This is a genomic window from Streptomyces sp. NPDC012827, assembly GCF_042900905.1.
In the GTDB taxonomy this organism is placed as follows: Bacteria; Actinomycetota; Actinomycetes; order Streptomycetales; family Streptomycetaceae; genus Streptomyces; species Streptomyces gulbargensis.
On sequence record NZ_JBIBBY010000013.1, the window covers coordinates 19996 to 41925 of the forward strand.

Below are 21930 nucleotides of genomic sequence, written 5' to 3' on the forward strand. Positions count from 1 at the left end.
GGCGGATCCGCAACGAGATGTTCACGAGCAGCAGGGGCAGCCCGGTTCGCAGCCGCAGGGGTCCGGCGCGGCCGCACCGGAGGCGGTGGGAGCCGCAGCGTGGGCGGTGGGAGCACAACAGCCTTTGCCCTGCCAGGCATGGCGGCCCTCTTTCACCGCGAGGGCGGCGATGACGAGTGCGGCGATCGGGTCGGCCCATGACCAGCCGAGGGTGGCGTTGAGCACCAGGCCGACCAGGAGGACGGCGGAGAGGTAGGTGCACAGCAGGGTCTGCTTGGAGTCGGCGACCGCGCTGGCGGAGCCGAGTTCGCGTCCGGCCTTGCGCTGGGCCGCGGAGAGGAACGGCATGATCGCCAGGGACAGCGCGGCGATGACGATGCCGGGGATGGACCGGTCGGCCTGGCCGGTGCCGGCCAGCGCGCGGACGGCGTCGAAAGTGACGTACGCGGCGAGCACGAAGAAGGAGACGGCGATGATCCGCAGGGTGCGCTGTTCGCGGGCTTCGCGGACGGCGTGCTCGCGGGCGGAGAACTGCCAGGCGACCGCGGCGGCGGAGGACACCTCGATGACCGAGTCGAGTCCGAAGCCGATCAGGGCTGTTGAGGAGGCGATCGACCCGGCGGTGAGGGCGACGGTCGCCTCGATGACGTTGTAGGTGAGGGTCGCGGCGACCAGGAGGCGTATCCGGCGGGCGAGTACCTCGCGGCGGGTCGGGCCGGGGCCGAGGGATATGGAAGTGTCCGCGGTCATTCAGCAGCAGCCCTTCTCGTCTGCGTCCGGGCAGGTGCGGTCGGCCTCGACGGCGACCACGACGGTGCGCACATCGTCGAGGGCCCGGCCGAGGCGTTCGTCGGCGAGCTCGTAGCGGGTGCGGCGGCCGTCGGGGAGGGCGACGACGAGGCCGCAGTCGCGAAGGCACGCGAGGTGGTTCGACAGCCGAGTGCGGGAAATCCCGAGGGTGTCAGCAAGGTCAGCCGGATAGGCGGGGGCGTCGCACAGAGCGAGCAGGACGCGGCAGCGGATCGGGTCGGCGAGGGCGCGGCCGAACCGGGCCAGCACCTCGATGTCAGAGGCAGCGGTCAGCACACCAGGACAGTACACGATTTTCTGAATTCACAGAATCCTGGATGGTTCATGGGTTCGGCGCCTGGTCAGTGGATTCGGGGCAGGTTCTTGTCGGGATGCGCCATCTGCACGTACTTCACGGCGACCCTGGGTTGGATGCCGTACGAGACAGATCGGGTCGGCCGTCTCGCGGGCTCGTCGAGCACGCGGTCGGTCCATGGCGGGGCAGGAGGCTGATCCGGTCGAAGGCGGAGCGCATGCCGGTGCAGCTGATCTGCGGTGAAGCCGGGTACAGGTAGGTCTGGGCGGTGATGAGCAGATGAGGGTGGGTGGCCAGGGGCCGGCGGGTGCGCCGTCAGCAGGCCGCGGGCCACGTTCCCCCGTGCCGGTCGAGCTGGGCCTGGACGTCCTTGCTCGCGATCTGCCGCAGGTCCTTCCCGGTGGCCGCCCACGCGGTCAGGGCGGACGGCGCCGTGCGGGAGTAGCGGCGGATGAGCCGGCAGGCGGCGGGTGGGTGCTCGTAGCGGCCGCCACCGCGCATGACCTTGCCCCAGGCGTGCATCGGCTCGGGTGGCCGGTCGATCCGCTCCCGCAGCTTCCGAGCGTCGTGTCGGTCACGGCGCTCCACGTGCAGGCTCATGATCCTGGCCGAGATCCGGCCCTGGACATCGAGCAGCTGATGCGGTGTCTCGCGGAGTCCTTCGGCGTCGAGCAGGTCGTGCTGGTCGAGGAAGTCGACCACGCTGCGGGTCGCGGCGGCGGCAGCGGCCATGGCGGCGCGGGACCGTACATCCCGTTCGAGGATCGGCTCACTTCCGCCCACCCGGGTCAGCAGGCTGCGCAGAAGGGCGACAGCTGCGCCCTGCGTCGTGCGCTGGTCGGCGAATCAGACCTTCGAGCGGCCGGCGAAGGACGAGTTCAGCAGAGCCGCCTCCGCGGCCGGCAGGTGCGACTCGGTGGTGACGAGGTGCCGGCGCTGCCACCGGCGAGCCATCGCGAACAGGGAGAACCGCCCGGAGACGCTCAGCACAGCCTCCTCCGAGCCGCCACGCCGGCGGCGAGGCGGCCGTACTGCGGAGAAGTTGATCACAGGGCAGGCGCCGGCCTGAGGGACAGTGAGCTCCTGAGCGCTTTGAAGGGCGTCCGTCCGCCGCCTCCCGGTGCCGGGTGGCGGGGCCGGAGTCACCAGCGTTCGTACACGGAGAACGGCGGCATGGTGTCGTCCGCGTGGACCAGGATCACCAGGTCTTGGTAGGTGAGCATGCCCGCGACGGACCGCACCTCGGCATCGCGGAAGGACCGATCGTCCTTCTCGTCTCCGGTGGCCGCGTCGAGGACGGTCAGCAGGTCACCGTGCCGGTGGGCGCTGACCGTCGTCACCCGGCCGTCCGTCACGTCGAAATCGTTGCCCGCGACCTTCGTCCGCCACAGCTGGGCACCGGTTGCCAGGTCGAATGCGACGATTCTGCTGAAGGACGTGCTCTCTCCGCTCCCGGCCCAGGCGCTGCTGAAGAGTCGCCCGCCCTCGACGTGCGTGCTCATCAGCCTGCCGTGGTCGCCTGTGCCGGCGATCCTCGCCCGGCTGCGGCCGTCCGGTCCGTACGTGAGGACGGCGCTGGTCCTCCCGTCCGCTGCGGAGATTTGCACCACTGGCTGAACCGCGGACAGCACGCGCAGCTGCGCGTGCTCGTCCACGCCTCGCCGGGCGTCGACGGGCACGGTCCACCGGGCCGTGCCGTTGGCGGGGTCGTACGCGATGAGCGTGGCCTCGGGGCCGCACATCAGGGCGGCGACCAGCTGTTCGGGAGCGAGGGCGAGGGCGTGCGGGGCACAGTTCTTGGGCAGGGGGACCGTCCAGCGCTGGGCGCCGGTCTTCAGGTCGACGGCGCTCAGGTGGTCGCCGTCGAGGAGCACGCCGAGTCCGCCGCCGGCGGTGACGACGTCGTCCAGGAAGTGCGCCGCGACACCGTCGGTGCGCCACAGTTCCCGGCCGTCGGCGAGGTCGACCGCCGCGACGGTGACGCAGCCCTTCTCCTTCGGCCTCGCCTCACGGTAGGCGACCAGGGCTACCCCGGCAGCCGGGTCGGAGGACATTGCGCACGTCTCCGCCCGGTCGGGCACGGCGTATTCCCAGCGCTTCTTCCCCGACCGGACGTCGAAGGCGGTCACGCCGTCGGAGCGGCTGCTGATCACCGCGTCGCCCGCCAGACGGACCTCCCCTCCGTCGTCGGTGGCATCACCCTCGTGCGGGGCGTCCCAGACCTTGGCCATGGAGAACCCGGGGACATAGCCCGAGTCGGGCAGGATGACGACGGCGATGATGCCGCCGATGAGAAGAAGCATTCCGAGGAGGCTCGCGAGGGGCTTGAGGCACCCCCCGGCGGACCCGGCTCTCCGGCCGGCGGCGTCCGTGCCGTTCGTTTCTGCCGTCATGCGATTTCCCCCTGGTTCGACCGGCGACCGGTCAACAGGCTAGGCGATCACCGATCAGCGGCGGCATGCGGCCGTCGACGCTCCGAGGCCGTCCCGCGGCCCTCCGCGCCACTCCCCCGAGCCTCGGCGCCCCTGTCCGTCCGACGGACTGCGCCGCTGCCCCGGGCATGCTCCGGTGCCGTGTGCGAGTGAGGCGAAGCGCCGGGCCGAGGCCGGGGAGCCGTCGGCCTGCGGTCAGGCGGAGGCGGCGGTGGTGCGGGCGTAGTGTTCGGCGATGTCGTCGCTGGTCGTGGTCCACACGCCCGGGTGGTTGACGACGTATTCGAGCGCCTGGTCCAGGTACTTCATCCGGAACGCCTGGCCGGTCACGAAGGGGTGCAGGGCCAGGGCCATCACACGGCCGCTGTGCGCGGAGTCCGCGTACAGCTGGTCGAGCTGGTCCTTGACGATCTGCACGAAGTCGGGGCCGCTGATGGAGTGGGCGGTGAACAGCCCCAGGTCGTTGAGTTCGAGGGTGTAGGGGATGCTCAGGAGCCCGGGCTCGTTCAACCGGAACGGCTGGTCGTCGGCGGTCCAGTCCAGCACGTAGCGCAGGCCGAGCTCGGCGACCAGTGCCGGGGTCCGAAACGTCTCGGTGAGGGCGGGTCCCATCCAGCCGCGGGGACGCTGCCCGGTCGCCTTCTCGATGGTCTCGACGACCTCGGTCAGGTAGGCGCGCTCGTCCGCCTCGACCTCGGCCTGCAGAGTGGAGTTGTTCTTGCCATGGGCGAGCCAGGCCCAGTCGCGCGCCCGGCCGGCCTCGATGATCTGCGGGTAGTGCTCGGCGACATCGGAGTTGAGGAGCACGCTCGGGCGCACGCCGTGCCGGTCGAACGACTCGATCATCCGCCAGATCGCCACCCGGGGGCCGTAGTCGCGCCATCCGTGGTTCAGCGGATCGGGCACGAGCGCCGCGGTGCTCTGGTTGATGCTCGTGGACGGCTTGCCCAGGACGAAGTGCTCCACGTTGAGGCCGACGTAGAACGCCACGCGGGCGCCGTCGGGCCACTGGATGGGCGGGCGTTCGGTGATGGGGCTGTAGTCGTACAGGTCGTTGCGCATGGAATTCCCTTCGCAGGCACCGTCCTTGGGGACGGCAGCGGAGCTGGATGGCGGGAGCCGATCCGTGTCGTATCGCGAACCGATACGGATCGTGTCGTGGCAACGCGTCCGTGTCAACACGAACCGGATCGTCTCCCCCGTGCGGTAACGTGAGCCCGTCAGCACCATGGAGGCGACATGAGCACCACGCGCGCACCCGACCCGGCCCGGCGCAACCCGCAAACGACCGCCGCGATCCTCGAGGCCGCGCTCGGCATGGCCCGCGAAATCGGCTTGGCGCGCGTCACCATCGAGGGGATCGCGGCTCGTGCGGGCGTCGGCAAGCGGACCGTCTACCGCTGGTGGCCCTCCAAGGGCGCGGTCGTCCTCGACGCGTGGGCGCAACAGCTCGAGGAGCGCCTGCACCGGCGCCTCGACACCGCGCAGACCGGCGACTTCGAGGCCGACCTGAAGCTGATGGTCAAAGACGCCTGGATCCACACGATCGGCGACACCCGCAGTGTTCTCGCCTCGATCGTCGCCGAGTCCCAGCACGACCCCGATCTCGCCGCCCAGTTCCGTCAACGCCTCATCGACCCCGCCACCGCGTTGGTCGCGGAGCGCATCCGCCGCGCCCAGGCGGACGGACAGGTCGCCGCCGACATCGACCCCTACCGCGCCATCGAGCTGATCTACGCCCAGCTGTATTACCGGCTGCTCGTCGTGCGCGGCCCGAACGACGAGGCGTACGTCGAGGACGTGGTCGAACTCGCCATGCGCGGGCTCAGGCCCCACCGCCAGAACGGGGCATGATCCCGACAGGCCGGAAACCGCGGACGCTCTCGGAGTGGGAGAGCCTCACTCCGCCGCCTCTTCGGTCCGGTGCCATGGGTGTGATCCGCCGATGGGAAGAACCCGGGCTTCCTCCTCCTGGGCTGCTGCTGCCGGGTCCGCACGGGAGCGACGAGATGCGCTCCCCCGCCGAACTCGCCCCGTCCGACACCAAGGTCGTCGAGCAGGAGCGTCTTTCGTCCGGCGCCGGTTCCGCGCGGTGCGCCGCAGCATTGTGTGCACGCGTCCGCGACCCCCCGGCGCCGGGCGGGCTCGAAGGCGTATGACGGGAACGCAGGGGCCTTTGGGAGGCCGATGTGCCCGGTGCCGGCGGGTCTCGGCACGGCGTGGTGACCGTCGGAAGGCCCGGCTTGACGGTGTGGTCGACGGCGGCGAGCACCGGCTCGCCCACTGCTGCACGACTCGGCCGGCCACTTCCCGACCGACCGCACCCCTGAATTTTCCGCCGCTCCGGCCTCTGGCACCATGACGCATCCATGTAAATCGAACTCATGGGGGTGGGCGCACGTGCGCCGCAGTCTGACACGACTTCCAGGAAAGAGAAGCGTCCTCGCCGCGACCGGTGGCCTGGCGCTCGCCGCTTCGCTGCTCGTCCCGGCCACGGCATCGAGCACACCGAACGTTCCGGAGCTGAAGGCCGAACCGGTCGCCGCGTCGGCAGTCCCCACTGCCACGCCCATGGCGCAGACCGGCCCTCGAAACATCATCAAGCGTCTGCAGGACACCTACATCAGCAGCGCCGACAACGCCGACCACTCGCAGGGCCACATCCTGCATGTCGGTACGCCCGACAACGGTGTGACGAAGTACCGGAGCTTCATGCGCTTCGACGTGTCGAAGCTCCGTGGCGCGCCGATCAAGCAGGCCACCCTGCGCGTGTACAACTCCTTCGTCTCCGACTGCGCGGCCAACGCGTGGATGGGCGTCCACCCGGTGACCTCGGCGTGGGATCAGGCCACCATCACCTGGGCCAACCAGCCCACTGTCGGCGCCGGCAAAGGCACCTGGTTCGGTGTCGGTCACCCGAACTGCCCCGACGTTCCGAACAAGACCAATCCCGCCGCGTCCAACGGTATCCAGCGCATCGACGTGACCGACTGGGTCAAGGGGTGGGCGGACACGAGCCTGCCGAACCACGGGATCAGGTTCAGCGCCGCCGAGAGCGGCACATCCGGTTACAAGGACTTCTGCTCCATGAACCCGGTGGGGACCGACTACGCGTGCCACGCCGCGTACAACGCCCCCACTCTCGAGGTCGAGTTCAACGAGGGTCACACCCCGCTCATCTCGGGCAACGAGTTCGGCCCGACCTACCCGAACAACTACCCCAGCGCGCACGCGGCGCTCGAGTTCTTCGACTCCACCAAGCCTTCCGTCTGGCCGAGTTCGGGGCCGTACCAGCGGTGGATCCCCGACGCGTACCACTCCGTCTTCGACGCGAGCCTGAAGGGTGACGCCTGGAAGGGCGGCACCTCGCACAAGCTACGGCCCGGCGGTCCGTACGGCGGTACGGTTCTGGTCACCGGCGACGGCGGCAGCGGCTTCGTCGGCGTGATCCCCTACCCGTCGCTCGCCGGCTATCACTGGGCCGTCAACGTGGGCACCGCCGGAAACCTCCACGGCGTCGAGATGCTGCCGAACGGCAACGTGGTGGTCGCGTTCTCCGACGCCGTCCCCGGGGCACCCCAAGGCGGCGTCGCCGTCTACACCAGGGCTCAGGGCGCACCCGGAGCCTGGAACGCCGCGTCACCTCAGATCTTCCCGCTGGAGGACGCGCACGAGGTCTCGTACGACCCGGCCTCCGGTGCCCTCTGGGCCGTCGGCGGAAAGCAGCTGGTGAAGTACGCCTACGCGGGAGGAAAACTCGCGCCCCCACTGGAGCAGGACATATACGCCCTGCCCAAGCAGAGCGCCACGGGGGATGCCTGGGGGCACGACCTCGGCCCTGTGTACGGCAACTCCGACCGCCTCTGGGTGGCGAGCAACGGGGGCATCACCCAGTTCTCCAAGAGTGGCTCCGTTCGCTGCCACTTCGGTACGAACGACGACCGCTGGCCGAAGGCCGCGTACGTGCAGGGAGCGGAGCACCGTTGGTGCAAGGACTACGCCAACGAACCGGTGATCAACAGCCGCGGCCTGGTCAAGAGCGTGGGTGACGACCCGGCGTCCGGTGCCGTCGTCTCCACCTGCTCGGGCAACCTCGACGCCTGTCCGGAGACGCAGATGTCCAACCCCGACGCGCTCTGGACCTCGGCTTACATGCGGTTCGTCGCCGGAAACGGCACGACGACGATCAAGGCGGCCTCGTCGTCGGACCGGCACTACAAGGCGACCTGGGCCGTCCCGGCCTATCAGTGATGCGGGATTCCGCGTCCTGAGAAGGGCGTGTACGACCCTAGGGGGTGGCCGTCCTGCCGGCTCCCCCCCAGGGCCCGTAAGGGGCGGATCGGCGCCCTCGTACCGGATGGGGGCACTCCGGCCGCCGGACCGCGCCGGCGACGGCGGTGGGGGCAGACTCACTCCTTCCGGTAGCGGAGGGCGTCTCGCCGTCACGTTTCCGCCTCGGGTCGGTTACGTAGTCGCACTCATCGGATCAGGTCCGGGACCGACGGACCGTAGAGACAGGTGACGGACATGCGTACTGAGGCTGCCCAGCGGGTCGAGCTGGTCTTCTCCCTTTTCGATGTCAACCGCAACGGGGTCGTCGACTCCGGCGACTTCGATCTCATGACGGAACGGGTGCTGGCGGCGGCCGTGGCCTCGGACGACGGCGCCAGGGAGGCCATCCGGGCCGCGTTCCGCCGCTACTGGTCGACGCTGGCCACGGAGTTGGACGCCAACGGTGACGGTGTGATCACCGTCGACGAGTTCCGTCCGTTCGTGCTCGACCCCGAGCGTTTCGGGCCCACGGTCACGGAGTTCGCCACGGCGCTCTCCGCGCTGGGGGACCCCGACGGGGACGGTCTGATCGAGCGTCCGCTCTTCGTGTCGCTGATGACGGCGATCGGTTTCGAGGAGGCGAACATCCACGCGCTGTTCGACGCCTTCGGCCCGGACGCCGAGGACCGCATCACCGTGGCCACGTGGGCCGCCGGCATCGAAGACTTCTACGCGCCGGACCTGGCCGGGATCCCGGGTGACCAGCTGGTGGCGGTCCGCACCGTCTGACACCGCCGTCGCGAGCGTCCCTGGGGCCGGCCCGCGTGGCCGGCCCCGGGGCGCCGCGTCAGGGCCGGGGCTCGTGGGGCTTGTGGGGCTTGTGGGGCTTGTGGGCGAACACCCACCGGTTGCCCTCCAGCGCGTCGTTCCGCTCGGGGAGGGGCCCTCGTCCCAGCAGGCGGGTGAACTCGAACGGGGTGTGCGTCGACGTGGACCAGCCCCTGACCGCCAGGGCGCCGGCGGAGTCGGGGCGCGGCTCCCTCGCGAAGAGGTCGAGCAGGTCGATGCCGATCTGTTCGCGTGTCGCCGTGTAGATCGCGCTGTCACGGTACGCCAGCAGGTCCTTCTCCAGTTTGGCCTCGAAGGCCAGGGTGCTGCCTCCGGCCGTGAGCCGGTGCACCGTGTCGACGAGATATGTCTCCGCGGAGGCCGGCAGGTAGAAGAGCAGCCCCTCGGCCAGCCAGACGCTCGGGGCGGACGGGTCGAACCCCGCGGAGGTCAGCGCGGTGACCCAGTCGGCGCGCAGGTCGACCGGGACGGGGACGCGTTTCACCTTGGGGACGGCCGCGGCCTCCGCGAGGATCCGCTCCTTGAAGGCCAGCACACCCGCCCTGTCGATCTCGTGAACGACGCAGTCGGAGGGCAGGTCGAGCCGGAAGGCGCGGGTGTCGAGGCCCGCGCCCAGCAGGATCACTTGGCGGATGCCCGTGCCGGCCGACCGGAGGACGAAGTCGTCGAGGACTCTCGTCCGCAGGCCGAAGTAGCGGGCGAACCTCCCCCACAGCGGGTCGTGCTCCCCGTCCGGGACCTGCTCGATGCGCACCGGCCAGCCGGCGCACGCCGGGGCCGCGCGCACGAAGTGTTCCGCGTACTCGTCCTGGGCGAGGCTGTCGCGGCGGTGGGTCTCGATCGCACGGGCGGCGGCGACCAGGAGGGCGGTGAGTCCCACCCCTCCGTCGACGCCGTCCGTGGTGGTCGGTGCGTTCATCGGTCTCCTCTCTCCGGCAGCAGAACGGCTTTGACCACGCGGCCCGCCTCGCAGTCGCGTTCGGCCTCGTTGATGTCGGCCAGGGGGTAGGTGCGGATCAGTTGGTCGAAGGGGAAGCGGCCGGCCTGCCACAGAGAGGTCAGCCGGGGTATCAGCAGCGCGGGTACGGCGTCCCCCTCGCAGATGTGCCGGATGCTGCGGCCCTTGTCGAGCGTGCCCGGTTCGAGGGCGAGCGCGGTGTGCAGGCGTGCCACGAGGCCGAGCGTGCCGGTGGGGCGCAGGGCGTGGAGCGCGTCGTTGATGAGCGGGGGCGAGGCAGTGGTGTCCAGGGCGTACTGGGCCCCGCCGCCGGTCAGCCGGCGGATGCGGTCGGCCGACCCGGCCGTCCTCGCGGGCAGCGGGATCGCGCCGTACCGTTCGGCCAGGGCCAGTCGTCCAGGGTGGTGGTCGACGGCGACGGTCCGTACGGCGGCGGCGGTCGCCGCCATCACCGCGGCCAGGCCCACCGCTCCCGCGCCGAGGACGACGAGGGTGTCGCCGGGGCCGGCGCGGAACGTGTTGAGTACAGCTCCGGCACCGGTGAGGAAGCCGCAGCCGAGCGGTCCCAGCAGTTCGAGCGGTAGGGCGGGGTCGACCCGGACGGCGTTGCGCGCCGGGACGAGCGCGTACTGGGCGAAGGACGACTGGCCGAACCACCGGGGGGCCAGCGGGCCGCCGGTGGCGTCGGTGAGCCGTGGCACGTCCTCCGCGCGTCCTCCGAAGAGGTTGAGGGAGGCGAAGGAGTCGCAGTACGCGGGGGCCGCCCCCAGACAGTTCCGGCACGCTCCGCAGGAGTCGAAGCTCAGCACGACGTGGTCGCCGACGCCGATCGCTCCGTCCGGACGTGCGGAGGGGCCTTTCGTGCCGTCGCCCGACGCCACCACGACTCCGGCGCCCTCGTGGCCGAGGACCGCCGGGAGCGGGGTGCGGCCGGCCGATCGCCGGACCGCGAGGTCGGTGCGGCACATTCCGCATCCCGCGATCTCGACGAGGATCTCCCCGGCGGCCGGGGCGTTGCCGAGGGTCACCTCCTCCACCGTGAAGGGGGAGTCGTACGAGCGCAGCACCGCGGCCCGGAATTTCATCGGCCTTCCTCCCGCGGCCGGTGCACGACGAACGGCCGGAGGTTGCCGTAGAGGCCCCATGGTCCGCCCGCGACGCCGAGCCCGCTGTCCTTGGTGCCGGCGAAGGGCTGGGCGAGGGAGAGTTCGGCATGGTGGTTGATCCAGGCCGTGCCGCATTCGAGCCGGTCGGCGACCGCGGCGGCCCGGTCGGGATCCGTGCCCCAGACGGAGCCGCCCAGTCCGAAGCCGGTGCCGTTGGCGGCGTCGACGGCTTCGTCGAGGGTGCGGTAGGGCAGCACCGGCAGGACCGGACCGAACTGTTCTTCCGTCACCACGGGGCTGTCGGGTGGGACGTCGGTGAGGATCGTGGGGGCGAAGAAGTAGCCCGGTCCTTCGAGCCGGTGGCCGCCGGCCGCGGCGCGGGCGCCGGCCGCCACGGCCCTTCGTGTGACCTGCTCGACCCGGGCCAGTTGGGGCGCGTTGTTGACCGGGCCGATCCGGGTGCCGGGGTCGAGTCCGGATCCGACGGCGACGGTCTTCGCGCGGTGGGCGAGGGCCTCGACCACCTCGGCATGGAGCCGCGCCGGCGCGTAGACGCGTTTGACCGCCATGCAGACCTGCCCGCAGTTGCGGAACGCGGCCCAGAACAGCCGGTCCGCGATCCGTTCCACGTCGGCGTCGTCCAGGAGGACGGCCGCGTCGTTGCCGCCCAGTTCCAGGGTGACCCGGGTGAGCGAGGCCGCCGCCGCCGTGGCGACGGCCCGTCCGGTCGGTACCGAGCCGGTGAACGTGACGTGGCGGATGCCCGGGTGGGAGGCGAGGCGGGCTCCGAGAGGTTCCCGGCCGGTGACGACGGTCAGGATGTCTTCGGGCAGGACCGCGGCGAGGACGGAACCGAGCAGCCGGGTGGCGAGCGGGGTGTACGGGGACGGTTTGAGGACCACGGTGTTGCCGGCCGCCAGGGCGGGGGCGAATTTCGCCGCCGCGAGCTGGAGGGGGAAGTTCCACGGCACGATCCCGGCGACGGGCCCGAGGGAGCGCCAGCGGACCTCGCTGTGCACGGGCCTGCCGTCGTCGATCCGGCGGGCGTGAGGGGCGAGGCCGGCGAAGTACCGCAAGCGGGCCGCCGTACGGGCGACCTCCGCGTACGACTCCGCCAGGGGCTTGCCCTGCTCCCGGGTGAGCAGGGGGGCGAGGTCGTCCCCGGCGGTCTCGACGGCGTCGGCGGCGGCGCGCAGGGCGGTGGTACGGGCGGCGGGGTCGGCCCGCCATCCGTACCAGGCGCGCCGGGCGCGTTCGACCACCGTGTCCAGTTCCTCCGGTCGCTGGTCGGGGGCGTCGTCGAAGAGCTCGCCGGTGGCGGGGTCGACGACGGTGAGGCGTGCGGCGCGGGGGCCGGGGGCATTGCCTGCTTCCGGTGTCGGCATCCTGCGGTCAGCTCACGGCCGGGGCGCCGGCGGCGTGCTCGCGGGCTTGCCGGTCCATCTCCGCGCGGAAGGCGGCGACCAGGTGCGGCTGGATCCTGCCGGCATTGCGGTCGCCTCCCGCGCAGACCGCTCCCCGTACGCCCACGATGTCCGTGCCGATGCGGGTCAGCGCACCGAGGTCGGCCTGCCGGACGCTGCCCGCGAGGGCGGCGAGCAGCCCGGAGGCGTGGGCGCGGCGGACGAATTCGGCGCAGGCGTCCGGCGGGACGTGGTCGAAGAGCCGCGTCCCGTCCTTGATCGCGGTGTCCAGCATGGCCGCGTCGGCGCCGGCGCGGGCGGCGATGTCGGGCAGGGCGAGCGGATTGACGCAGCCTACGCGGTGGGCGTCCGCGTAGCCCGAGGCGACGACGAGCGCGTCCGGACGGTGGTCCTTCACCGCCCGGACGACCGCCCGCATGACCTCGACGCCCTGCTCGGGGGTGGTGCAGCCGTAGAGGCCGACCTTGATGTACGTGGCGCCGGAGACGACCGCGCCGAGTGCGGCCTGGGCCACGGTACCGGGCTTGTAGGGCACGTCGCCGACGGTGGCGGAGACCGGCTTGTCCGCCGGGACCGCGTCGCGGATCTCCCGGATGACCCACGGGAAGTTGGCGCCGAGAGAGCCCTCGTCGGGCTTCTTCACGTCGACGATGTCGAGGTGGTCCGCCGCCTTCGCACAGTCGAGAGCCTCCTCGACGCCGTCCGGGGAGATGAGAAGCAACACCGTGCACTCCTTCCGCCGCGTATCCGCCCGATCGGAGGTCGAGGAACCCGCGGGTCACCTGGTTCATGTGCGGTGCGCTCATCTTTTCCACCCGTCCGCGCGCACCGGTAGGGCGCGCGGAGCCGCCGGGGGGCGCGTATGCGCAGACGCAGGTTTCCGTGTGCACCGGCGCGGACCGGGAGCCCGCGGCCCGTGCCGCGATCGCCCGAGCGGTCGGTCAGGTGCGCCCCTGCGCCCTGGCGTGCCTCGGTCGGACAGCCCCTGATCGACGGCCGGGACCGGGCCGGATGGGGGTGGGGCCGGCCGCAACGAACGGCCCGTGCCGCACGCCGTGCGGTACGGGCCGTCGGTCGGGTCGCGAGACGCACCCGTCACCGGTGGGTCAGGAGACGGTGACCGTCGCCAGGCCCCGGTAGAAGGTGTGCTCCGACAGTTTCAGGTACTTGCCGTTGGCGTCCTTGGCGGCGTCGTACGTGTGGGGGGTGGTTTCCGTGCGCGCGGCGTCCTTGAAGTACAGGGGGACGGAGGCGCCGCTGAGCGACTCGGGTGTGGTGGCTTCCGAGAAGAAGAGGTGGTCGATCTTGCTGTTGCGCTGGTCGGCCTCGGTCGGGGACAGGTCGACGGTGGTGGACTGGCCGCTCCGGCAGGTCTTGGCGGGGGCGGCGCAGTCCGGATCCGTCATGGTCCAGTAGGCGGGGTCGCCGCCGGGGCCGTCGGGGTCGCCGTTGTCGTCGCTGTCGGCCTCGTAGAAGCGGCCGATGCCCCCGCCCGGTTCGGCGTCGGGGCGGTAGAAGCTGTCCAGCTGGGGGCCCTTGTGCGGCTGCGGGACCGCGTTGAAGTCGCCGCCCACCACGACGACCTTGCCGGCGTCGATGTCGTCGTCGAGTTCGGAGGCGAGACGCGCCGCCTGCGCGGAACGGGCCCGGTCGTTGACGCCCTTGGGGTCGTCGAAGGCGCGCATGTGCACGCTGCAGCCCTTCACCTTCCCGGGGACGCCCACGAGGGTCGCGTCGTAGCAGAGGGCGTTGAACGTCCGCGCCGGGACGACCGGGCTGCCGTCGGCCTTGATCTGGTGGTTCTCGCCGCCGAGCGAGATCTTGTCCGGCGGGCCCAGCGTCCCGCGGGCTCCGACGACCTGACCGATCCAGCAGCGCGTGTCGTCATTGGCCGGGTCGCTGTCCATGTTCACCGAACAGTCGGACACGCCGCAGCCCGTGTAATTGGTGAGCAGCGGCGTGAAGCCGAACTCGTAAGTGCCCTCGTATCTGTTCTGGAACCACTGGAACTGCGGGTAGCACACTTCCTGGAGCATGATCAGGTGCACCGGTTGGAAGTCGGTGATCTGCTTCTCGATGTGGTGGAGCTTGTCGGTGCCGCCCTTGTTGCACATACCGCCGCACATGTTGAAGGTGACCGCTCTGAGCTGCACCTCGGTTCCGGCCCCGGCGTCGGCCGGCGCGGTGTCCGTGGCCGTGCGCTTCGTCTCGGTCACCGCCCGGTCGGCTCGCAGCAGGTCGGCCCCGTTCCGGGCGAGGCCCACCATCAGGACGACGGAAAGGGCGGCTGCGAAGGCCGCCAGAATTCCACGTGTTCTCATCGCTTCCCTTGGAATCGCAATCGGCGAACGCGATGATCTCAAATGCCGCGTGAACATGTCACACAAGAGGCCGGGGGCCGGCCGGCAGGCAGCTCCGTACGCCACCGCGCGGACTCCTGGGCGCGCCCCCTTCACGAGCCGCCGAGCGGCGGCTTCGGCGGGCGGGCCCCGCTTCCGTGCCCGGCCTCAGGCGACTCCGGCGGGAAGCCGTCCCGAGGGGTATTCGAGCGGGGTGAGGAAATCCAGGTCGTCCAGGCGCTGGTCGGTGAAGAAGCGCAGGAGGAGTTCGCCGACCTCTCTGCGGCGTTCGAGTGCCGGCAGGTGGTCCGTGTCGCGTACGAGGGTGAAGATGCTGCCGGCGATGGTGGCAGCGGCTTCACGGCCCAGGTCGGGGCGGGTGAGGGTGTCGTGCTCGCCGGTGACACAGAGGGCCGGGACGCCGCTCACCCCGCCGTCGGGCAGCCCCGACCAGTCGATCACGCGGCGGATGGACGCCAGGTGACGCTCGAAGTCCGGTCCCGTGACGGCCGCCATGTCACGGGCCAGCACACGGGTGACCGCGGCCCGGTTGCGTACCGTACGGTCGGCCGGGGCCATGAGCGACTCCACGCTGCGCCGGGCGTACCCGTCGGCGTCCCCCGAGGCGAGCGCGTCCGCCATGGCCCGAAGCCCCTCCAGCCCCTCCGGCGGGTAGACGGAGGCGGCTCCCATGAGGGCCAGCCGGGACAGGCGGCCGGGATCGCGCTGCGCGAGGTGGTAGGCGACCGGCACCGCGTAGGAGACGGCGTAGAGGTTGACCCGGTCGAGGCCCAGACGGTCGAGGAGGTCGGTCAGGGCGTCGGCGAGGAAATCGAACCCGTACGTCGCCGGCAGCGGGTCGGCGTTGCCGGAACCGGGCAGCTCCACATGGATGAGGGGTGCGGTCTGCGCCCATGGCCCTTCCAGCCGCCGGTAGGAATACATGTTCTGGAAGGCGCCGCCGATCACGACGATCGGCTCCGTGCTGGGGGCGGGGCACTGCACGACACGGCACTGGTAGCCGAAGCCGGAGAAGAAGAAACGATGCACCTGATCGACGGTCACGAGGACGAACTCCAGACGACGGAAAACGCGTACCGTTGGATCAACGACCTGCCCTCGACATGGTTCTCGCCGCCGGCCCCGGCCCCACACCAACGTGTGGTGCTCTCGGCTCCGGCCGGGAGTCGGCACGGGTGGCGGGCAGGTCGCGACGGAATCCGGCCGCACCGGTCGCGGGGTCCGGGTCGTTGTCCTCGTGCGCGGCCCGCCGATCCGCGGGCCGCGCGCGACGCACACCGACCCGCCGGAGCAGACATGTCACAGAAGCAGCGGACAACGGGGACCGAGCACGGCTTCACCGGCTACGCCGAGGACCTCCTGAAGGTCCTGGCGCGGCATCCCGACCGGCCTGCCGTTCTCACCGCCGACCACCGGCCCGTGTCCGCGGGCGAACTGTCCGCCCTCGTTCACCGTCTCGCCCGGGCTCTGCGAAGCCGCGGGATCGGACCGGGCCGGACGGTGTCCCTGCTCACCGGCAACACGCCTCTCGCCCTGGCCGCGCGCTACGCGGTACCCCTGACCGGTGCGCGCCTCGTCTACCTGTACGACGTCATGCCGCCCAGGGCCCTCGCGCACATCGTCGCCGACGTCGACACGTCCTTGCTGCTCGTCGACGCGAGCCGGCAGGCCGACCTGGGCCCCCTCCTGTCCCTGGTCGGCGTCCCGGAGGTGGCGTCGCTCGGCCCGGCCGCCGGCTGCGACGATCTCGTCGCCTCGGTCGCCGAGCACGCCGGGGACGCTCCCGGCGGACAGACCGACCCCGATGCCGACTGGTGCATCCGTCACACCAGCGGCACCACCGGGGTCCCCAAAGCCCTCCAGGTCACCCACGGCCAGTACAAGCGCTGCCTGAACAGTCTGCACGTCGACGCGGGTGATCCGCCGCGCTTCCTCGTCAACACCCCGCTGTCGCACGTCGCCGGCCTGTGCGCCGATCTGACGCTGCTCCAGGGCGGCAGCGTCGTTCTGCAGCAGGATTTCGACGCCGGCGCGGCCCTGGCGGCGGTCGAACGCGACAGCGTCACCCACCTGTGGCTGCTCCCGCCCCTGCTGCACCAGATGCTCGACCACCCGTCCTTGCCCGCCACCGACGTCTCCAGCGTCCAGCGCGTCACCTACGGCGGGAGTCCCGCGTCAGCCGCCCGGCTCCGGCGCGCCGCGGAGGTCTTCGGGCCTGTGCTGCACAGCTGGTACGGACAGAGCGAAACCCTCGGCCTCACCGAGGTCCGGCCCGAGGAGCACCTCCTGACCGGCCGCCACGGCCAGATCACCGTCGGCCGCCCCATGCCCGAAGTCGAACTCGTCATCCGTGACGCCCACGGTTCGCCACTTCCCGCCGGCCACCAGGGCGAGATCTACGCCCGCTCCCCCGGGATGATGCGCGGCTACTGGAAACAACCGGAACTCACGGCCGCCATCATGCGGGACGGCTGGATCCGCACCGGAGACGTCGGATACCTCGACGACGACGGCTACCTCTTCCTCGTCGGCCGCTCCAACGACCTCATCAAGACCCTTGGCGGCGGCATCTATCCCAGCGAGGTCGAAGCGGTGCTGCTGACCCATCCGGCCGTGGCGCATTGCGCCGTCTTCGGCGTCGCCGACCAGGACGCGGCCGAACACGTCCACGCCGCCGTCGTACCCGCCGCGGGCCACCGGATCACCCCCGAAGAAATCCGCACCCACATCACCACCCACCTCACCCGCCAGTACGCACCCGGCACCGTCCACTTCGTCGCGGACATCCCCCGCACCGCCATGGGCAAACCGGACAAGAACAAGCTGCGGGACCAGCTCACCTGACCTCACCGCGCACCGTTGTCGCACGAGCTGGGCCCCCTGGGTCCGGCCTGGACCGCCGCGCCACCGACGGTCCCCCACTGCCGGGTCGCTGTCCGGCGGTCAGGGGCCGGGGCGGCAGCAGGAACCTCGCTGGAAACTCCGGGCCACGTCGAGCCATGTGGTGTCGGGGCCGGCGGCCGGGGGCGGCGACGTGTGGACGCGGGTGAGGTCGGCCTGATGGTGGGGGACGCCGTCGCGCAGGACCAGGGGGATGTCGACGAGGGTGGTGAAGTCGCTGAAGGGATCGCCGTCGACGACGGTGAGGTCGGCGACCTTGCCGGGTTCGGCGGTGCCGAGTTCGCCGTGGAGTCCGAACACCCGGGCGGGGACGGCGGTGGCGGTGCGGAGGGCCTGGGCGGGGGTGAAGCCGTGGGCGTGCAGCGCGCGCAGGGCGAGGTGCAGGGAGAGCCCGGGCGGGACCAGGGGGGCGTCGGTGCCCAGGGCGAGCGTGGCGCCGCCGGCCGCGAGCAGACGGTAGTTGTCCATTTCGACGGACAGTGCCCGGAGCTGCGCGGCGGTGGGCGGGGTGCCGGCGCGTTCGCGGACGGAGGCGGCGTCCCAGGGCGGCATCAGGCTGCGTACGCGTACGTCGTCGGCCAGGCCGGGGTCGGCGGCGAGAAGGGCCTGTGCGGTGAACGGGGTGACGATCAGGGCGAAGGTGCCGTCGGCGTACTGCTGGACGACGTCCTGTCGGATGTCTCCCAGCGGGGTGGTGGCGTGCCCGTACGGAAGGCGCTGGGTGGCCTGAAGATGGGTGGTCAGGTCCTGGCCGGCGGCACGTCCGGGACTGCACAGATGGCTGCCGCACGGCACGCCGAGGCGGTGTGCGGCGTCGGCGGCCCGTGCCATGAAGTCGCCCGGGGCCCGTACGTAGGTCTTGACGAAGTCGACGTTCAGGGCGGTGGCGCGTTCCAGGGTGCGCTCGAGGCCCGCCCTGGTGCGGTGGGCGCGGCCCTTGCTGTAGGCGGTGCGGGCGCCGTCGATCAGCTCCGCGCAGGCCAGCAGGCGGGGGCCGGTGCTGTGGCCCGAGGCGAGCGATTCGCGCAGCCCGACGGCCTCGTACAGGGGCGCGCCGAGGCAGGCGGTGGTGGTGATGCCGTAGGCGAGGGCGGTGAGGTGGTGACGGGCGCCGTAGGTGGCGCTGTAGGGGTGGGTGTGGCTGTCGATCAGACCGGGGATGACGGTCCGGTCGGAGGCGTCGATGGTGCGGTGGCCGGGGCGGCGGGCCCGGTGGGGGTCGACAGCGGTGATGCGGCCGTTCTCGATCAGGATGTCGACGTCGTGGCGGGGCGGGGCTCCGGTGGCGTCCCAGAGTTGGCCGGCGTGGACGCGCAGCGGTTCCGGCCCGGGTGGCCGGCGTCGCACGGTCAGCGGTACCGGCAGCGTGCGGGTGCGGCCCCGCTGTCGCGCGCTGTCGAGGTCCAGCAGACGCAGGCGTCCGTTGGAGAGGTAGAGAAGGAGTCGGGAGTCGCGGGCCCAGCTGGGATGATCGGCGGGCTCGTCGGTGAGGCGGCGGGCGGGCCCGGTGGGGGTGCCGTCGGGACGGACGGGCAGCAGCCACAGGGCCGATTCGGCGACCAGCGCCAGGTGACGGCCGTCGGGCGACCAGACGGGTCCGGCGGCGGCCCGGTCGGACAGCGACTGGTGCGCGGCGGGCAGGTGGCGCCGGTCGGTGCCGGTGCGCGTGTCGACGACCCGGATGAGGTGGTAGCCCTCGCGGAAGCGCTGATTGAGCCGGTTGCGGTCGCAGAAGGCGATGTACCGGCCGTCGGGTGACCAGGTGGGCGCGCCGGGTGGCCCGTCCGTGGCGAGGGGGCGGGCGAGGACGCGCTCGGCGCCGGTGGCGGGGTCGTGCAGCAGCAGGTTGCCGGCGATGTCCTGGCAGGCCAGGAGGGAGCCGTCCGGGGACAGCGCCGGATGCAGCCGTCCGGCGCCGGTGACGGGTTCGTCGTGTCCGCTGTCCAGGTGCAGCCGGCGTACGGCCGTCAGTCCGTCCCGGTCGGTGCAGTAGAGCAGGCTGCGTCCGTCTCCGGCCCAGGCGGGCATCTGCACGTGGTGGACCGGCGAGGCCTGGAGGAGTTTGCGGGGAGTGCCGCCGACGGGCAGCAGCCACAGGGCGTTGAGAGCCGCGAACGCCACCTCGCGCCCGTCGGGGGAGAGCGCGGGCCGCTGGATGCCGCGCACCGGGACGGGCCGGGCCGGCGTGAGATCGCGCGGTTTCGGCCGGCGGCCGGGTGCCGGCACGGGCATCCGCGCGTCGAAGGCGATCTCCTGGACGGACGGCGTCCCGGTCAGGGTACGGACGCGGATGCGTCCGTCGCCCACGTACAGCAGGCGGTCGTCACCCAGCCAGCACGGCGGTGCCGCCGCCAGGTCCTCGTCGGCCGCCACGGTCCGGCCGTCCACCATCAGGGCCGCGCGGGCGGCCGGGAGGGAGGGGGAGTCGCCGGTACCGGTCAGGTGCAGGTAGGCGACGCGGCCCGAGGGGGACACCGAGGGGCACAGCACCCGGCCGGACGTGACCGTGCGCAGGACACGCGCCGGGCCGCCGGTGACGGGCACCCGGACCAGGGCCGAGCCGCCGTCGGTTCCGCCGCCCGGTGTGTGGGCCGCGCGGACGCACACCAGCGAACGTCCGTCCGGCCACCAGGCCGGGTCGTAGTCCTCGAAGGCACCGCCGGTCAGCCGCCTCGGCCGGGCGTCGTCCACGTCGAGGACGCACAGGCCGAAGGAACCTCCGGACACCGGGTCGCCGTCGCGTTCGGAGGAGAAGGCCAGGCGGGTGCCGTCGGGTGACCAGGCGACGTCGCGGTCGTCCCAGGGGCCGTCGGTGAGCTGCCGCAGCCCGGTGCCGTCGGCCCGCATCGTCCACAGGTGGAAGGAGCCGCCGCGGTAGCCGCACAAGGCCACGGCCCCGCCGGTGGAGGACAGGGCCGGGCGGGTGGCCTCCAGGTCCCAGTCGGTCAGCGGCGCCGCGGGTCCGCGCTCACGGGGTACGCGCCACAGGACTCCCTGCGCTTCGGCGATGAGCAGGTGGCCGTCGGCGGAAGCGGTGACCGATCCGCCGGTGATCTCGCGGTAGCGCAGAACCCGCCCCTTGTCCGAAGCGCCGGCGGCGGCCGTTTCGGGGACCGTCGACACCGCCAGACCGGCAGCGGAGGTCCGCAGGAATCCACGGCGGTTGACGTGGCCGAAGTCGAACATGGCGCCTTCCGGGGTCGGTCTCGTGCGACGGTCCCGGTGCCGAGCGCCGCGCTCTCGTACGAGACGGCGTACGCGTCCCGGTCCCGGGGGCGGGCCCGGTGGGTACGGCCCCGGGTACGGGGAGCGGCGCGTCGGCCGCGCGGAAGGTGCCGGGTCACGTTGCACCGTGTGTCGTCGACGGTCCCGTACGGCTCACCGCTCGTCGCTTTTGTCCATGTTTTCACGCCGCGGAGCCGAGCAGCATGGGCTTCCGGGGGCGCTCGGGTGGACAGCGGGGGGCGCGTGAGGGCGCGGAACCAGGCCCGTGTGCGGTCATCGGAGGGTGTTCGTCTCGAGATCGAGGTGCAGGGCCCGGCGTACGGCCGCGGACGCAGCGCGGGATGGGTCCGGGCACGCCCCGGTGGGGCCGGCCTTCACCCGGACGGGGCGTGACGCGAGGGGTGGGCCGGGAGTTGGCACAGTCGCGGGGTGCGGGCGGCTGCCCGGTTCGACGGTCGGCGGAGGCGGCGGGTATGGATCTTGTGACGGTCCGGGCCGTGTGCGACGCGCGCGGTGGTGTGCGGTGGGAGGCGGGGGACGCGTGGCTGGCCGGCGGCACCTGGCTGTTCTCCGCTCCCCGGCCCGGGATCTCCCGTCTGTGGGATCTCGAGCGGATGGGTTGGCGACCGCTGGTGGCCGGTGCGGGCGGTCTGGAGATCGCGGCGACGTGCACGGTGGCCGAGCTGCTGGCCTTCGCCGAAGGACCGGACGGGCCCTGGCCCGGTGCGCGTGCGCTGATGGCGGGCTGTTGCCGGGCGTTCTCCTCGTCGTTCAAAGTGTGGAACAGCGCCACGGTGGGCGGCAATGTGTGTCTGGCGCTGCCGGCCGCGCCGATGGTGTCGATGGCGGTCGCCCTGGGCGGCGTCTGTGTGCTGCGCGCGGCCGACGGGCGCGAACGGCGGCTACCGGTCGACGAGTTCGTCACCGGAGCCGGCAGGACGCGTCTGGAGCCGGGGGAAATGCTGCGCTGCCTGTGGCTTCCCGCCGAGGGCCTGGCGCGGCGCACCGTCATGCGCCGGGTGAGCCTGCGGCCCGGTGGGCATTCGGCCGCCCTGGTGATCGCCACGTCCGCTGCCGGCTCCGGGCGTTGCGCGTTCACGCTGACCGCGGCCACGGCGCGCCCGGTGCGCCTGCCCTTCGACCGGCTGCCGACGTCGGCAGGGCTGCGTACGGCGATCGAGCGGGCCGTCGGCCCTCGGATGATCGTGGAGGACGCCCACGGGTCCCCCGCCTGGCGCCGGCATCTTCTCGCTCACCTGGCCGAGGAAGCGCGGCGCGCCCTGATGGTGGAGGACTGA

At 72.0% G+C, this 21930-nt stretch carries 18 protein-coding genes; 5 read left to right on the forward strand and 13 right to left on the reverse strand.

What is annotated here, in order from left to right; translation table 11 throughout:
• Positions 1-21: 21 nt before the first annotated feature.
• The 6 genes from ACFY60_RS26265 to ACFY60_RS26290 form a co-directional block, all read right to left on the reverse strand.
• A complete protein-coding gene (locus tag ACFY60_RS26265; protein ID WP_388613566.1) occupies positions 22-750 on the reverse strand; it encodes a cation transporter in 729 nt (242 codons plus the stop codon).
• The gene (locus tag ACFY60_RS26270; protein ID WP_388613568.1) at positions 751-1086 is read right to left on the reverse strand and encodes an ArsR/SmtB family transcription factor; all 336 of its coding nucleotides are present in this window, start codon (positions 1084-1086) and stop codon (positions 751-753) included.
• A gap of 334 nt (positions 1087-1420) precedes the next feature.
• Positions 1421-1837, reverse strand: coding sequence for a hypothetical protein (locus ACFY60_RS26275; RefSeq protein WP_388613570.1), 417 nt, complete (start codon positions 1835-1837; stop codon positions 1421-1423).
• Positions 1838-1951: 114 nt separating this feature from the next.
• On the reverse strand, positions 1952-2095 hold the full coding sequence (locus ACFY60_RS26280; RefSeq protein WP_388613572.1) for a hypothetical protein: 144 nt from the start codon (positions 2093-2095) through the stop codon (positions 1952-1954).
• Between the two features lie 152 nt (positions 2096-2247).
• Entirely contained in the window at positions 2248-3408 is a 1161-nt protein-coding gene (locus ACFY60_RS26285) for a PQQ-binding-like beta-propeller repeat protein (protein WP_388613575.1), read from the reverse strand.
• Positions 3409-3732: 324 nt separating this feature from the next.
• Complete coding sequence (locus ACFY60_RS26290) at positions 3733-4599, reverse strand: polysaccharide deacetylase family protein (protein WP_388613577.1); 867 nt, start codon at positions 4597-4599, stop codon at positions 3733-3735.
• Between the two features lie 177 nt (positions 4600-4776).
• Here ACFY60_RS26290 and ACFY60_RS26295 point away from each other — a divergent pair, with 177 nt between their 5' ends.
• The 3 genes from ACFY60_RS26295 to ACFY60_RS26305 all read left to right on the forward strand — a co-directional run bounded on the left by ACFY60_RS26295 (position 4777) and on the right by ACFY60_RS26305 (position 8598).
• Positions 4777-5391 carry a TetR/AcrR family transcriptional regulator gene (locus tag ACFY60_RS26295; RefSeq protein WP_388613580.1) on the forward strand — a complete coding sequence of 205 codons (615 nt, stop codon included), beginning with the start codon at positions 4777-4779 and terminating at the stop codon, positions 5389-5391.
• 546 nt (positions 5392-5937) lie between these two features.
• On the forward strand, positions 5938-7788 hold the full coding sequence (locus ACFY60_RS26300; protein WP_388613583.1) for a DUF6528 family protein: 1851 nt from the start codon (positions 5938-5940) through the stop codon (positions 7786-7788).
• A gap of 276 nt (positions 7789-8064) precedes the next feature.
• Positions 8065-8598, forward strand: a complete 534-nt coding sequence (locus ACFY60_RS26305) for an EF-hand domain-containing protein (RefSeq protein ID WP_388613585.1) — start codon at positions 8065-8067, stop codon at positions 8596-8598.
• A gap of 58 nt (positions 8599-8656) precedes the next feature.
• Here the strand turns inward: ACFY60_RS26305 and ACFY60_RS26310 are convergent, their stop codons facing one another.
• The 6 genes from ACFY60_RS26310 to ACFY60_RS26335 form a co-directional block, all read right to left on the reverse strand.
• Positions 8657-9577: an SAM-dependent methyltransferase gene (locus tag ACFY60_RS26310; RefSeq protein ID WP_388613587.1), complete on the reverse strand. Its 921-nt coding sequence runs from the start codon at positions 9575-9577 to the stop codon at positions 8657-8659.
• Complete coding sequence (locus tag ACFY60_RS26315) at positions 9574-10701, reverse strand: NAD(P)-dependent alcohol dehydrogenase (RefSeq protein WP_388613589.1); 1128 nt, start codon at positions 10699-10701, stop codon at positions 9574-9576. Before ACFY60_RS26315 ends, ACFY60_RS26310 begins: the two co-directional genes overlap by 4 nt.
• Positions 10698-12107, reverse strand: a complete 1410-nt coding sequence (locus ACFY60_RS26320) for an aldehyde dehydrogenase family protein (protein ID WP_388613592.1) — start codon at positions 12105-12107, stop codon at positions 10698-10700. Before ACFY60_RS26320 ends, ACFY60_RS26315 begins: the two co-directional genes overlap by 4 nt.
• Before the next feature lie 7 nt (positions 12108-12114).
• Positions 12115-12870 (reverse strand): (5-formylfuran-3-yl)methyl phosphate synthase, encoded by a 756-nt coding sequence (locus ACFY60_RS26325; RefSeq protein ID WP_388613594.1) that lies wholly within the window; start codon positions 12868-12870, stop codon positions 12115-12117.
• Between the two features lie 382 nt (positions 12871-13252).
• Positions 13253-14467 carry an endonuclease/exonuclease/phosphatase family protein gene (locus tag ACFY60_RS26330; protein ID WP_388613597.1) on the reverse strand — a complete coding sequence of 405 codons (1215 nt, stop codon included), beginning with the start codon at positions 14465-14467 and terminating at the stop codon, positions 13253-13255.
• A gap of 186 nt (positions 14468-14653) precedes the next feature.
• On the reverse strand, positions 14654-15550 hold the full coding sequence (locus ACFY60_RS26335) for an alpha/beta fold hydrolase (RefSeq protein ID WP_388613600.1): 897 nt from the start codon (positions 15548-15550) through the stop codon (positions 14654-14656).
• A 252-nt stretch (positions 15551-15802) separates the two neighbouring features.
• Between ACFY60_RS26335 and ACFY60_RS26340 the strand changes: the two genes are divergently transcribed.
• Complete coding sequence (locus tag ACFY60_RS26340; protein WP_388613603.1) at positions 15803-17350, forward strand: class I adenylate-forming enzyme family protein; 1548 nt, start codon at positions 15803-15805, stop codon at positions 17348-17350.
• 99 nt (positions 17351-17449) lie between these two features.
• Here ACFY60_RS26340 and ACFY60_RS26345 read toward each other — a convergent pair whose 3' ends face one another.
• A complete protein-coding gene (locus tag ACFY60_RS26345) occupies positions 17450-20593 on the reverse strand; it encodes an amidohydrolase family protein (RefSeq protein WP_388613605.1) in 3144 nt (1047 codons plus the stop codon).
• A 536-nt stretch (positions 20594-21129) separates the two neighbouring features.
• Between ACFY60_RS26345 and ACFY60_RS26350 the strand changes: the two genes are divergently transcribed.
• Positions 21130-21930, forward strand: a complete 801-nt coding sequence (locus ACFY60_RS26350; protein WP_388613608.1) for an FAD binding domain-containing protein — start codon at positions 21130-21132, stop codon at positions 21928-21930.